The sequence below is a fragment of the Spiroplasma endosymbiont of Cantharis nigra genome, assembly GCF_964019925.1.
Lineage (GTDB): Bacteria > Bacillota_I > Bacilli_A > Mycoplasmatales > Mycoplasmataceae > Spiroplasma_A.
In genome coordinates this window covers 272,954-288,335 of sequence record NZ_OZ026470.1, presented here as the reverse complement: position 1 = coordinate 288,335, position 15,382 = coordinate 272,954, and the positions used below count along the sequence as shown (strand labels likewise).

Sequence of the window (15,382 nt, the reverse complement as noted above, 5' to 3'; positions counted from 1 at the left end):
GTGTAAAATTTTCTTTTGGTTATACATCAAATTGTTCTTTCATTTTTATTAATTTTCAGAAATTTATTTCCTTATTTCAATTACTAAAAATTTGCTTATTTTTATATTCTCATTTTTTAATTAGATACAACTCTTCATATGAAATGTCAGTATTCTTTGTAATTAATTCAATTACATTTTCGTTTAATTCTATTGAATTAGTATGAACCATTTCTTTTATTTCATCATCTTCTAAAATGTATTTGATAAGCTTTTCAGTTCACACTTCACTAATAGAAATTAAATTAATATTATTTTTAATAAAATTAATTTCTAAATTAGTATAGTCTTCTTTACTTTCAAATCACTCTAATAATATTTTAATAAGTTTTTCATTTTTAACTAATTGCAAATCAATGAATTTAAAGTACTTAGTTTCAAATTTTTGAATAAAGAAACTAGTTAATTCAATTTCTTCTTTTAAATCTGGAATAAACAATTTATCTTTATAAGGATTAACTAAGTAGATATTATTTTCATAAAGGCAAAGATCACTTTCAATACCAATATTTTCTTCTAAAATATTTTCTAAGTAAATTTCATAGTTATCATATTCTGGATAAATTACTTCTGAGTTTAGTTTCTCTTTAAAGTTATTTTCCTTTAAAGTTAAATTATATTTTTTCTTAATGGTTTCTTTTAAGTCTTCTTTTTCAATTAATCCAATTTTAATATGCTCAATTAATTTTTCAGTTCTTCTATTTTTAGCTAATAAATTTTTGGATTCATCAACAATGAATTCATGTTCCTTATCTATATAAGTTAAATAACTATCTAATAATTCTATTGATTGAATCTCTTGTGATAAATGATCTATTTTAACATTGGCCTCACCTAGTGTCTCATAATAATTTTGATCTAAATATCTATTAACTTGAGAGTCTAAAGTTTCATTATTATTTTCAATTTTCTCATAACCAATTTTTGATTCAACCTCTTTTGGACTTTTATTATTTAATATTTCACTTAAAAATATTTTTTTTCTTTTTTGTAGATTTTCTGTTAAGGAAAAATACTCTTCATTTTTTATTTTTTCTTTTATCTTTTTATTTAAAACTAATTCATTAAAATTTATCTCTCAAATATTTTTAATATCTTCATAATTATTAAATTTAAAAGTTATTGTTTTTGATTTAAATATCTCTTTAAAAGAGTCTTCAATAAATATATGCATTTTTGAATCTAAATTAAAATATTTCTTAAAAAAATCTTGCAATTCTATAATTGGAGGTAAATCCTCTAACTCGTTTTTATAAGCCAAAAGTAAGCAAAATCTTGAGTTAAAATCATTTAATTGTTTTAATGAAGCAACATTAACTTCAATTTCTTGTAAAAAATAAGGGATATTTATATTTACTTTTATTATATTTTTCATGTTCTAATTACACCCTCATTATCTTCTACTTTTTCAAATCACAAATCAAATATATTTAAAGGTGTTTGTTCACCTTTTTCATTATCAATTAGTGGTTTTACTTCACTTCTAAAATAATCTTCGACAGCTCCAACTATTATTAATTTGTGTCTTGCTCTTGAAACGGCTACATTTAATCTTTCAATTGACTTATAAAAATCAATATTTCTTGATTTAAAATCTCTAATTATTCTATCTACAGTAAGCAGTTGCTTACCTCTTACAAGATCAACTATTATTATGTCTTTTTCTCTTCCTTGAAAATTGTCTACCGTATCTATTTTAATCTGACTTAAATAATTATTATCCTTAATGCTCTCTCTTAACATATCTCTAATAATAATTTTTTGTGATTTAGTTACAGCAATAATTCCAATTTGATTGGGATTAATTAACACGTCTTCTTTTATTTTTTTTATTAGTTCAACAATGCAATAAGCATTGTACTCATTAAATGCTGATCCAAGTGATCTGTTATTAAATAAAGAAATTTTCTGATCAAAAGAAACCTGACCTTGAAAAATATTTAATGTTTGACTGTATTTTGAATTTTCTTTAACATATTTGACAAACTTTTCGCTTATGTAAGACGTATCTAAAATATTTACAGCATTACTATATGTTTTATCATAATTTAATTTAACTATTATTTCATTTCTTTTAGTACTTGGTAATTGTAATTTTTCTTCTTCATCATAGACAAAATTAACTATATCCATAATTTCTTCATTAAATCTATGTTGAATATTTAAGAACTTATATGCAGCTTTATCTCCAATACCTTTTAACTTTTGCGCATGATTTTTAAACAAGGGAAATAAAAATAACTTTTCTATTTTAGTTCTAAATATTTTAAATTCACTTTCATTTGTCTTGTCATCTGCATCTTTTTTTGTTTTTCATTGAAAATATTTTTTCAAAGTACTCTCATCTATATCAGATAAATTAGGAGGTAATTGTCTATAGTCACCTGCCAACATAATTTTATCAGCTAATAAAGCAGTATTCAAAATTTCAATTGTAGTTGATTTAGATACTTCATCAATTATTTCAAAGTTAACTGGATATTCAATAAACAAATCTCTTGTTTCATTTAAATAGGTTATGCTTTGCTTACCTGTTGTAGTGATACCTATAACATTTATTAATTCTTTATTTAATGCTGTTAATGCAAAAGTTTCAACTTCATTTTTATTAAGAGTGCTATTATTAACTCTATTTTTCAAATTTTTATTTAGATTTCTTATCTTGTTTATATAAGTTTTTTCAGAATTAATATTTACTTTTTTTATTATCGTTTCAATGATTTTATCAATTGAAACAATTTCATCTGATTTAAAATTACCATACTTTTCAATAAACTTAGATATTTGTTTATCCAGAGTAATGTAATTTTTTATTTCTTTTTCATATTTTCTTTCTAGAATTATAGTTTTACTATCTAAAACTTCTTCTTTTGAACCACCATATGTAATAGCTTCTTTTATTTCTTCTTCTAAGTTTTTTGCCATTGATTCTGAATAAATTCACTTATAATTTTTTAAATTATATTTGTCATATTCTTGATTTTTTATCATTTGCATTAAAAAAGTAGGAACAAAATTTATTTCTCCCTTAGAAAAATTATATTGTTCAGAAAATGAATCAAATTCATCATTATCTTGATTATCAAAATCTTTTAGTATAAAGTTATCAATTGAGTATAAAAAATTTTGATACATATGCTTGTAGTCATATCCTTCACTACTCAATTCTTCTTCTTTATCTCTAATATAAGTATTTTTGTAAAAAATAATATTGGGATCGATTTTAAAAAAGTCTTTAAGTCTATCAAAGGCATTATTTATTGCTTCATGAGAAAATGAAGTAATTAAAGTGTTTTCATTTTTTTTACAACTAAGATAAGTTATTGCAGCAATTGTTTGAGTTTTTCCAGTTCCTGGTGGACCTTGTAAATAACTTAAAGAGTTCGAAGTTAAAGCCATTTCCAATGCTTCATATTGTTTAGAATTTAAGTTTAAATTTATATTATCTAAATCAATAACTGGGAATTTATTTACTCTAATCAATTCAGGATATTCTAATGAAGTTGCAAGATACGGATTTCTGTATATACCTTTCTCCAGCATTACAATTGCTGAATGATACCTATTTATTTTAGTTAACAAACCCTGATCAAAATCTGATAAATATCAAATTTGTTTTCCCTTATAATCATTTTTTAATAAAGATGATAATTCAATTTCATTAAAATTTATTATTTTTTCTTCGTCATCTCTTGGGTCAGTTTTTAAAGATACTTTTTTAAAACTAGCAGTTGATAATTCAATATTACTTTTTAAATTATTATAGTCACTAATTTCTTTTTCAAAACTTAAAATATCTTCGTTTAATTCTTCCTTTGAACCATTTAATTTATTTAATTTATCGTCTAATAAACCTATTTTATTTTTATTTTTATTTATTTCTTCATTATGTAGTTTTAATTGGTCTACTGTTTTTTTTAAATACAAACTTATATTTTTTAAATTTTCTTTAAAAATCTGTAAATCTTGTTTCAATTCCTTAATAACTTGATTATTTTTTAAATTATCAGATGTTTTATCTTTTTTTATTTTTTTATTTTTTTTATTACTTTTTTCAAAAATATCTATATTTTTTTCCACATTTAATATTTCTTTTTTTAATTTTTGTTCCTCTTCAACGGCTCTTTTATTATTGCTTTGTTCACCATCTAAGTTTTTTTCATATTCTCTTAAAGTTATTGTGTATTCTCGTTTTTCATCTAATAATTTGTTAATTTTTGTTTCATCTAATTTTATTTTCTCTAGATTTAGAGTAATTTTTTCATTAAAAATAGTAATTTGTTGATTAATATATTCATTTATATCAAAGCCTGATAAAGATTTTATTGAAGTAGTTGTTTTTATATCATCTCTTTCACTTGAGATAATTTTATACTTTCCCTCTGAAATTTTTGTCTTACTATCAATCATTAATATCAAATTCTCTTTTGCATTTGTGTTTTCTTCTAAAGAAAAATCTTTAAGTGAAAAAAGTTTTGCTTGGGAAGACACCTTTTTTTTGTCTCTTAAATATCTTTTAAAATCAATAATAAAGTCATGTCAACCTCTTAAATTTAGACCTTCTTCAGATTTTCCAGTAAGAATTTCAGATCTTGAAACGGATCTAAATAAGTTAAAAAAGTCTTCTTTATTTTCATATAGCTTTAAAATATCTATTTCATTTTTTTCAAGAAATTCTACACTATCAATTAAATTAGTTATTGTTTTAATATTTAATGAATCAACAGATTCATAACTAAACTCCATAGACTCAACCCTTGTTATATCAAATCAAAGTTTTGTATCTGAATTATCTGCCTCTTTTTCATAGCAAAAATCTGCATAAATAATAATTGAGTTTTTTAGTAAATTAAATTTCTTATTAATTTTTTTATCAAACTTAAAAATAAAGGCCAATCCAGTTATCAATGTGCCATTATTTTCTTTCAAATCTTTTAATTTATTTTCAAAGGCATGTAAATTTCTAAGAGTTGAGTTATTAGCTTTATCTTTACTAATATTATTATCAAAAGTTGATAAGTTTAAATACATTAACTCCATTAAACTATTTTCATTTAATAATTCAAAAAATTTAGTAAGTATAAATTCTTCAGTTTCAAAACTTAAATCTAATACTTTTTTAATTTTTGAAATAACCATATCTCTACATAAAGTAATGTTATTTTTATTAAAATTTTTAATACCTAATTCAAGTTTAAGTTCTTCAAAATTTGACTCTTTCTCCGAAATTTTAAATTGCAGATTCATAAATTATATTTTCTCCTTAGAAGTTTTTAAAGCAATTTATTTATTTTAAAGTAAGTTAATTTAAAATAAATAAATATCTCTAACTCTTAAAATAATATCACATAATTGAGTCTAATAAATCTTAGATTTTTTTTAAACATTTATATGATTTATGAGAAACAAGCAAGTATCTCCATAAATATTAGACAAAGAATAGATTTTTATTTTCAGAGTTCAGAAAATAATACAGGTTTTACAATGTTTATCACAAGTTCAAAGAATTGTCAAAGCTAATTTAGTAGAGCAATCAATCATTCAAACAAATAAAGGAACTGCAATACTTCTTTTACTGTTAAAAATTATTTGATGAAGGAAATAATCTTACATTGTCAATATCTGATGTTGGATTTAAACACAATTTTGCTACTGAGTATTTAAAAGGATGAAACAAATATATTTTCTTCAAAGATTATAGAAATTATTTTAATTCATTGGGGAATTTTAGAACTAAGTTTAAAGAATTCATTTTAGAAAGAAATAATCTTCAAGATTATATTTATAATAAAAAAGAGACTATTTACAGTTGATTTAAAATCAAGTGCAAGTCTCTTTAAGGTTGTCTATTCTTTGCTTTATTTTATAAAAAGATTTTGTATAATTTAAAAATTATATTTGTCTTATATACAAGATTTTTTTTTTTTTTTTATCTTTTTGTCTACTATAAGAATTTTTTTTATTAACAATGTATATCTCTTTTATTTTATATTGCAAAGCCCAAGAATGGATTTTCTCTCGTTAATATTCTATTATTTAGTTTATAGTTTAAAAATTCTTTTTCAAGATTTCTATAGAAAATAATTGTCTGAATGCTTAACTGATTAAGATATGAAAATAATATTCTTTTATATTCAATATCTATGCTATCTAATATATCTGATTCTATTATTAAAGGTACTTTTAAACCCGTACTTTCAAGTAAAGTAGCTTTTAAAAAAATTGTAATTATTTGACTCTTCCCTCTACCTGTAAAAGCCTGATTATTAGTTTCTAGGGCTTCTGCTTTAATGGAATAGTTTATTAGTCCTTTTTTAGAATTAAAATTAATTTTCAAATTTCTATTAATTGAATATTTAAAAAATATTTTTCAGTTTTTTAATGACTCATCAATAAATTTTTTCATAAGAGAATTAATTGAAAAATTCTCCATAATATTAAGCGAGTTCTTTAAATTATTTTTTTTAATTTCTAAAGTTTCTATTTTCTCTAGTTCTTTACTTATTAGAAAAATTTTTGTATCAATTATTGCCTTATCTTCAATATCTTTTACTAAACCTATTTTCTTTAATTCTATTTTGTTTTTTTCAATATTTTTTTCTAATTCAGAAACTCTAGTCCCAATTTCTGTACTATTCATTTTAAATTTTTCAATATTTAAATTCATAATATTAAAAAAATTTTTTACACTTTCCATTTTTTTTAAACTACTTTTTTTTAGAAAATAAGTATCATATTCTTTTAAAAGAGCATCAAATGTATTAGTATCAAAATTTTTTTTGAGACTTTTTTTATAATTTTTTAGATAAATAATTTCATTAATCATTTCTAAATTATTTATATAAACTTCATTATTATAAACTTCATTATACTTTTCATTAGTACTTTTTAACTCCTTATTTAACTTATTTAATTCACTAATTTTAATCTTCTTTTCTAATACTTTCAGCTGAATATCTAAATTTGTAATCTCTAATGCGATACTACTATCAAATAATACTTTGTCATATTCAAAAATACTCCTAATAATAGAATCTTTTGTTTCATTTTTTGTTATTTTATAATTTTCAAAAACAGTATATTTATCCTCATCCAAGTTTCTAATTGAAAAAGTACCTAGCAATATATCATTTTTAAGGTTATATAAATTACTTATTTCTTTCTTATATTTCTTATACTCAACAAGTTGTCCATCAATATAATTTAATTCTGAGAATAGGTATAATTTAAAGATTCTTTCAATATTAGTACTATCATTTTTAAAAGTTATTTGAAAGTAAATATCATTTAGATCCATTTTATTTTTTTGCTCATTTATTTCTTTTATTAAAGTTAGTACTTTAACTTTATTGTTCTCTCCACGTCCTAATAATAATGCAATTACATTAAAGAAAGTTGATTTTCCTGAATCATTAGAATCATCATTAGAATCATCATTAAAATTTCCTGAAGCAATTATTGTTAAACTCTTTGAAAAATAAAAATTAGTTAAATCAGAAAAATTTGATTTTATATTTTTGATATAATACATACTTCATTTTCATCCTCTCTAATGTAGTCTATAAAATTCAAATAATAAGCTAAACATAAAAAATGTTTTGTTTTATTTGTAAGTGAAAAATTTTTTAAGTTAATCCTTTTATTTTTTTTAATATAATAAATAAAGTAAAGAAAACTATTTTTTATATCTATATTTTTATTAGGTAGTATTCCAATAATTTTAATCTTTTTTAGTTTCAAATATATCACACTCCACAAATATTATTCATATAATTTTTAATAAATAATATTTTATTCTATCAGTTGGTATCTCAGCATCATTTATCTTTATAAACTTATATTCTTTTTTAAAGTCCCTAATGATTAAACTTTTAAAATCCTCAAATATTGCTATTAATACTTTTTTATTTTTCTCACTTTTATCAGTATCTTTTATATTTTCACAGTGATATTTATAATTTTTTTTAAAGAACTCTCTTATTTTTTGAAAATCATTATCAGTATTCTCAAATAGTTCTCTAAATTTTTTATAGTCATTTGTCAATAAATTTTTAATTGAGATATTTATAAATATTTCAATATCTATATCAAAGTGATTTAATTTCATTTTTTCGTAATATTCTAAAGTCTCATAAGGTTCGTCGCCCATATGGATCTCAATTTCCAACTTTGAAATTAGTGCATAAACTAATTGCTGATTAAATATTCAATCCATATCACTTTTAATTGAAATTCTATAATTCAAAGTTTTTTTAAGTTCCATTAATTTTTCCATAGAATAGTCCTTAGGAAAGTTTTTATCAATTATTTTATGGCAAGATTGACAAACTAATAATCCGTTTATTTCAGTTTTAAGTGCATCTTCACCGTATTTTATAATAAACTCCTCTCTAAATTCATTTCTTGGTTCGCCTTCTTTTTTAGATGCAGGTATTATATGAGCAATTTCGCCAAAAGAGTAATAAGTTTTTTCAAAGAAATCTTTATTTGAGTCATTCTTTAATGATCCAATAATTACTGGTTTAATACAAATGGTGCAAACGCTCTCTGCATTTTTGTATATTTCCTTTTTTGTTTTTTCAGAAAATTCATTTTCTCTATTGTTAGTCATTATATATTAAACCCTTCTAAGAAATCTAGCATTAATGTCTGTCAATTTCTTCATAATTTTTCACGATTTTTTTTGATATCTTCAACTTTATTTACAATTGTTCTTTCATTAGCTTCAATTCCTTCAATTGACTTTTGTATAATGCCTTTAAATGTTTCAAAGGATTTAAGTTTTCATGAATTAAATTTATCAAAAGCTTCATTATTATCAGATTTGCCTCTTAAATTTGATTCAATTAAAATTAATTTCCTTACCATTGAAGACACAAATACAAAACTATCAGGATCTGCAATTAAAATATTTTTATTTTTTTGTGAAACTAAAAATGGCACTTTAAATTTTTCATTTGTACTTGTTGCAACAAGTACAGCATAGTTAGCACCTTCCTTTGCCATATCTTCTGTTAATTTTGGCTCTCAACTATCTTTTCATTCACCATTTTTACACTCAAAAACTATTTTTCCAAGATCTAATTCCTTCTCTCTTACTATTTGTAAAAAGTCAGCTTTAGTACCTGTTCGTGTAATTTTATTTATTTCATCTCCTGTTAAAGAAGCTAATTTTCTTAATTCTAACTCTACTTCATTCTCTCAATTTTCACCTTTTGTTTTATTGTTTAAAATTCTATTTGTTGCATTAGCAACTTTTAAATCAGTTATTTCTTTTTCTTTTAAAGAAATAATTTCTTCATATTTTGTTTTAAGCTCCAGCTCTTTTTGATTTAAAATTAATTTGTTTTCACTTTCAATTTTTTGCAGTTCCAAAAGAGCTTGATTTGTTTTAGCTTCTCATTGTGCTCTTTGCAAATTAAAGTTACTTTCTAATTCTAATTTTAGTTTTTCCACTTTTTGTTCATGTAGTTGATCTAAAGAATTTGCTTCAGCTTCCAATTTTTGAATTTTGTTCATTAAAGCTGTAACTTCAACTTGTTTTTCTTCCAAGAATTTCGCTTTTAAATTTGCTTCTAATTCCTTTAAATCTCTTTGATTATTAAGTTTAATAGTTTCAATACTTGTATTTAATGTATCAATATTGTTTTTTAAAGCAGAAATGTTTTTTTCATTTTGAAGTTCCAAATCTTTTTTATAAGAATCTAGTTCAAGACTGTAAGTTTTTTGCAGTCTTTGTGTAATTTGAGTTTCAATTGCTTTTGTTAACTCTTCTTCTAAGTGTTTTTTAAACTCATTGATACTTTCACTATCTCTAGTTTCTAATTGCATTAAATCAATTTCTTGATTACAATTTGAACAAGTTATTAGTAATTTTTTCATTTTTTATTTCCTCTTTTTTTCTTTCTTTGAGAGGAGCTGGAATAAGTTATACTTACCCATCAGGAACTATTTATCCATCAGTAATAATTTAAACTTTACTATTATTTTTGGTGTTGCTGATTGCAACACTTATATACTAGCAAAAAAAACATAAAAAAGACATAAAAGTTTAAAGTTTTAGGCCTAAAAAGTCTATCTAATAGCGTTAAAACCTCTTGAACCAGAATTTGTATCCTTTATTCAATTAGTTTCTAACTGCTTTAATTCTTCTCTTGATCAACTTATCTGTGATAAGTTTTCTTCTAAAATAAAGAAGTAAATGTTTTCTAATTTTAAGTCATAGTGTTTTACATACTCAACTATTTTTTCATATTTTAGTTCTAAATCTTTTCTATTCTGATAGAAAACTTTTTCTATACTATTAATATGTTGTTTTCATCTACTAAAAATATTATTTGCTTGACCAATATAGATTGGAATTTTATAAGTATCTTTTTGATTATTATTTATAATTTTTATTCCATAAATACCTTGATTACTATTTTGATATAAGCCATTTTTTATATTATTAAAACTAATACCTCTTTTTATATTAAAAAAAATATCTAAAGAATTATCATTTTTTTCAAGTACTTTATACTTTAAATTAAAGTATGTTTCCTTATTTATTATTTCAATATTACAATAAAAATTATGAAATAAATTACGTAAATAATTTAATAAGAGACAATATCAAATAAGAAATGATAAAGATACTATAAAAGAGAGTGGTAACATAACAAGTAAAAAATTGTTCATAGGTTTATCATTAGAAAGATTTATCATTAATGAAATGCCAAATAAAAATATAAGTAGAAAACTTATTATTGATGTTAAAAGGATAAAACCACCCTTTTTATTTTCCTTTGCCAGTTTTTGATCTAAATCACTTGCTTGTCTTCTTTTATCTATTTGATATGAACTATATTCGTTCAAATTATTAAACTTATTAAACTCTAAACTTTCAATGAAAGGATTTATTTTATTAGATTCTTTTATTGTATATCTCTTTATTCCACCTCTTGGTCCAATTTCTTTCATAAATTTATAACTTTGTTCTAAGGAATAAAAATTTGCTATTTCATTATCATTAGATAAATCTAAATTTAAAAAATTTTTTTTCTTAAAAGCAATTTCTGCTTTTTTATTTCTAATATTAAAAATAGTTTTAATAAAAAATAAATTTTTCATTTTATAATATTCCTTTCGTATTTAATTATTGGATAATATACTTTTTATAAGTACATATTCAATTTTAACATTTGAATAAAAGTATTAATACTAGTTTCAAATTTAGAACATGTAAATTATATTTTAATATTCAAAGGTATTTAATTACTTCTTATTATAAATAAGTAGTATTAATTTTAATAAAATAAATTTTCATTTTTAAAAAGTTTCCTCTGCTATTTATTACTCTCATTATTATAACTCTTATGCCTTTAATTCATATTTTAAATATTTTTTAGTTTGATATAAAGTAAATTTTAAGAAAGATAAAATTAATTGAAAAAAGATAAGTACTAATACTTATCTTTACTTCCTATCACAGTTAATATTAATTCGAATTTCTCCTACTAATTCCGGGTCATTATTATGTTCCATTATCCCTAAATAAAGTTCTATCTTTGTTTCACCACTATCAAAGTAAGCTTGCATATCTTCTTCAGAAGAAAAATAATTCTTGCCATCCTTATCAAAACACAAAAAGAAGTTTCGATTATCTTTTCAATTTATATTTGCATCATTAATTTGCTTCTGCTCTTTAATTGAATCAGATACTATTTTACTTATATCAGGTGGTATTGTTTCTTGTCTAAATATAAAGAATAAAATATTACTTTGTTTATAAGACTCAATATCTTTAATAACAACATCACTAACATCTATAATATTTGGTTCTGGTGGGATTTCTGGTTCCCCAGGATACTTACTAAAATAAAGGTTACCTCAAACTCGTGAACTAATATTTATCTCATTTTCTTTTTTAAAATTTAAACTTTGTAAATAAAAATAATCATCATCTTTTAAATAAATATATTTATCATCAGAAGTCTTCCTTATTTTCTCGCCATACCTATCTCATAAATTTATATTATCAATTGAAGTATTTAGAATATCAAAATCTGTTTTAAATTTATTTAAAAAGTACTCACTTGCTAGTTCCTTTATATATAACTCAAAACTATCAAAAAACTTTTTATAAGTTATTGATGGAATATTTATACCAATGAAATCTTTTATGAAAAATTGATAATTTTTCACGATTTTTTTAGCTTCTGAATTTTCTAGATCATAAATCATTTTCACTTCAAATTGCCTTGATTCAACTCACACAAATTTTCCACCTATTTGAGAAGTATAAATAGATAATTCAAATTTATAAACATCATAATTAAATTTTTCAATTTCTTTAATATGAACTAAATGTTCATTTGTTGATTTAGCTTTCATAGTTTCTGGATCTTTATAAGTAATTTCAGATACACGACCCATACTAAACTCATTATTATAAGTTGTTCCACCTGTTCTTAAGAAAGATATAAAATTTCTTTCTTCATCTGGACTATTATATTTATTTATTGAATAATTTATTAAAGTAAAATCTTTTAGTAGTGGTGCCTCACCCCCTGAATAGGGATAAAATGAAGAACAAGATATTGTATACAGAGATGGAAATAATATTGAATTTATACTAAGTAATAAGAATATTTTTTTCATACTCTAGCTAAATTCAATATTTTTAATATTCAATTGTGCTCCTGCTCTTGATCAATAGGCATTCATTCAACTAGCATAAGCCTTAACTTCAATATCAAAATTTATAGTTATAACATTATTTTCTATTTTTATTGAAGTTCAAGCTTTAGTAGTATTTCAATTAACACTTCCAAAATATCCTTCATTTCATAAATCATTTGTCATACCATTTGATAAACTCATAGACTCTGTAATTTGTTTTACATTAATTCAGTTATCTTCATTATAATTCTTTATTTTGTATTCTCCTGAATAAGTAAGATCCATTTTTTTAAATTTTTGTTGAAAATAATCAACTCCAAATTCTGGTCTATATTCAACTTGATAATGTCTTGAATCAGTTTGAGTTGAATTATATGCTTCAACTTCTATTTTTTCTGATTCTCAAGTTTCATATAATTTTACTTTGGCGTCATATGTAACTAATACTCTACCAATATATTTACTTGTACTACTTGCTTCCAATAATAAAGTCTTATAGTTTAGTTCTTTTACATTAACATCTGTTCTTTGTATATTAGAGTTATCTTTGAAAAACTTATTCAAAACTTTTTCTTGAGTTGGATTCTCTATAATTCCTAAATTTTTGTTTTTAACAGCATCCTCTAATTCTTTACTTATTTGTTCATTAATTATTTCTACCTTAAATGATAAAAATCCCTCAAAACTAGAATTATTTAATTTTGCCATAAATTTTAATTCTCTAGTTATTTTACTATTTGGTTCAGGTACTTGAATTGGAAATCCAGTCAATCTTCAATTTTCTGGATAGTAAAAAGCATCCATTAAAGCATCTAAAATAATATCATTATCCATATTTGATGACATTAGATCCATTATTACATAGTCAAAAATTTCCTGTTCAGTTGTTGTTGATGTAGTTCAATTAAGATTACTAACAGTATCTTTAGTTTTTATCTTTGACAGTAGTATTTTTTCTTGGTCATTTTCATTTAATACTATTGTGTTATTCAAGTTGTTATTATTTGCTATTTTAGCAACGCTTGGAGAAGTTAACCCCACGCTTGCAATAAAGCCTAATAATAAATTCATTCTTTTCTTTCTCTCCTTTTTGTAGCATCAATTACTTGATGCTACAAAAGTATCTTATTCTCTAATAGATTAAAAGCATTTTTTCTTTTAGTTTAAGAAACTCATAGAAAAGATTGTTTTTAGTAAAGAGTTTTTAATTAAGTGGTGCATTGAAACTTTTAATTATAATTTTTCCTTGGGCAGTTTTATCATTTCCTCCACCTTTAATTTCAAAAGTTAAATGATTCAACATTTTTTCTAAAGCATTAATTTTAGAGTTTGATTTACATAAATAAATTTTTGAAGTTAAATCAAATACTTCAACAAAGGCATTACTATTATTTTTTAAAATTAAATCTGCAATAAAATTTAAATCCTTATTTTCTAAAAAAGATTCTTCTATTAAAAATAAATTATAATCTAGTGATGAAGTTGGACTAATATCTTTATATTTTTTATATAGTAAATCTTTCTTTTTAGAATCAATTTCATTTAAAAAATCTGGGATTTGAATTTTTAAATCAGTTGCCAATGATTTAAATTTTATATAATCTTGTCAACTAGTTTCTTTTTGCTTACTGTATTTTTTTGTTAAGTGTACTCATGCACTTAACATCATTTCGACATTATCATCTTTGCCATGCTTTTTTAAATTACTATATTTTAAAATAAGTTGTTCAACTTCTTTAAATTCTGTTTCACAAAAACTATTATATGCTAAGTTAATTTCAAAGTTTTTTGTTTTAGCATAGAAACGATAAACACCACTTCCCTTTGATTCATAACTTGTAATCAGAAAATCTTCAATATCTTTTAAAGAATTAACATGTGTTCCACTACAAAGTTGAATTGAAGCATTATCAAACTTTACAATTCTTAAGTCACCTTCTAATTGTTTTTGATTAAATTCAATTGCTAAATTATATTTTTCTATTGCAGTTTTTGCATCGACAATAAACTCTTCTTTTTTGGCATTAGTTGTCATTTTCTGTTTTACTATATTATTTAGTTCATAAATATTTGATCAAGAAATTTTTTGCTCAATATACATATCCATTCTTAAACCACTTTCATCATTGAAATATCCTTTACCAATACTGGTAGGAAAAATTTCACGTAAAGTGTCAAAAAGTAAATGAGCTGCACTGTGATTTTGACTAACAAGATCTCTGTGATTTTTATCTAACTTGGCTATTACTTGTGACCCTACTTTAATATCTTTAATTAACTCTACTTTATGTACTACTTTATCTTCACTAATAGCTAGTCCAAGGACTTTATATTCTTTTTTATTAAATATGATAACTCCTTTATCACTAATTTGTCCTGCAGATTCTGGAAAGAATACTGTTTCTTTCAAATACATTAATGTAAATTTTTCTTTATTAATGAATTCTGTCACACTTGTTTCAATTTCATTTAGTTGATACCCTTTAAAATTTTTTAACATTTTTTTGTTCTCCTCTTATTATCTTTCAAACAAATTTGAATAGATAATATATACTTATTATAATTTTTATTACAATAAACTCAATGTTAATAATTAATATGATTTAAATTTTATATTTTAGACTCTTTATTAAATGTTTTTATATATTAACTTCTAATTTTTAAAAGCATTGCTCATATC

At 22.3% G+C, this 15,382-nt stretch carries 9 protein-coding genes; all 9 read right to left on the bottom strand.

Annotation, left to right across the window (positions count from 1 at the left end):
* Positions 1 to 19 precede the first annotated feature (19 nt).
* On the bottom strand, positions 20 to 1,414 hold the full coding sequence (locus AACL04_RS01210) for a hypothetical protein (protein WP_339030659.1): 1,395 nt from the start codon (positions 1,412 to 1,414) through the stop codon (positions 20 to 22).
* The gene (locus AACL04_RS01205) at positions 1,402 to 5,286 is read right to left on the bottom strand and encodes a DEAD/DEAH box helicase (protein ID WP_339030657.1); all 3,885 of its coding nucleotides are present in this window, start codon (positions 5,284 to 5,286) and stop codon (positions 1,402 to 1,404) included. Before AACL04_RS01205 ends, AACL04_RS01210 begins: the two co-directional genes overlap by 13 nt.
* 739 nt (positions 5,287 to 6,025) lie before the next feature.
* Positions 6,026 to 7,570, bottom strand: coding sequence for a hypothetical protein (locus AACL04_RS01200; protein WP_339030655.1), 1,545 nt, complete (start codon positions 7,568 to 7,570; stop codon positions 6,026 to 6,028).
* Positions 7,571 to 7,759: 189 nt separating this feature from the next.
* Positions 7,760 to 8,650, bottom strand: coding sequence for a hypothetical protein (locus tag AACL04_RS01195; protein ID WP_339030653.1), 891 nt, complete (start codon positions 8,648 to 8,650; stop codon positions 7,760 to 7,762).
* The gene (locus AACL04_RS01190) at positions 8,650 to 9,921 is read right to left on the bottom strand and encodes a DUF2130 domain-containing protein (protein ID WP_339030651.1); all 1,272 of its coding nucleotides are present in this window, start codon (positions 9,919 to 9,921) and stop codon (positions 8,650 to 8,652) included. Before AACL04_RS01190 ends, AACL04_RS01195 begins: the two co-directional genes overlap by 1 nt.
* Before the next feature lie 192 nt (positions 9,922 to 10,113).
* Positions 10,114 to 11,151, bottom strand: a complete 1,038-nt coding sequence (locus tag AACL04_RS01185) for a GIY-YIG nuclease family protein (protein WP_339030650.1) — start codon at positions 11,149 to 11,151, stop codon at positions 10,114 to 10,116.
* Between the two features lie 345 nt (positions 11,152 to 11,496).
* Positions 11,497 to 12,681, bottom strand: a complete 1,185-nt coding sequence (locus tag AACL04_RS01180; protein WP_339030648.1) for a hypothetical protein — start codon at positions 12,679 to 12,681, stop codon at positions 11,497 to 11,499.
* A 3-nt stretch (positions 12,682 to 12,684) separates the two neighbouring features.
* A complete protein-coding gene (locus AACL04_RS01175) occupies positions 12,685 to 13,773 on the bottom strand; it encodes a hypothetical protein (RefSeq protein ID WP_339030647.1) in 1,089 nt (362 codons plus the stop codon).
* A 133-nt stretch (positions 13,774 to 13,906) separates the two neighbouring features.
* A complete protein-coding gene (locus AACL04_RS01170; protein ID WP_339030646.1) occupies positions 13,907 to 15,202 on the bottom strand; it encodes an alanine--tRNA ligase-related protein in 1,296 nt (431 codons plus the stop codon).
* Positions 15,203 to 15,382: the final 180 nt, after the last annotated feature.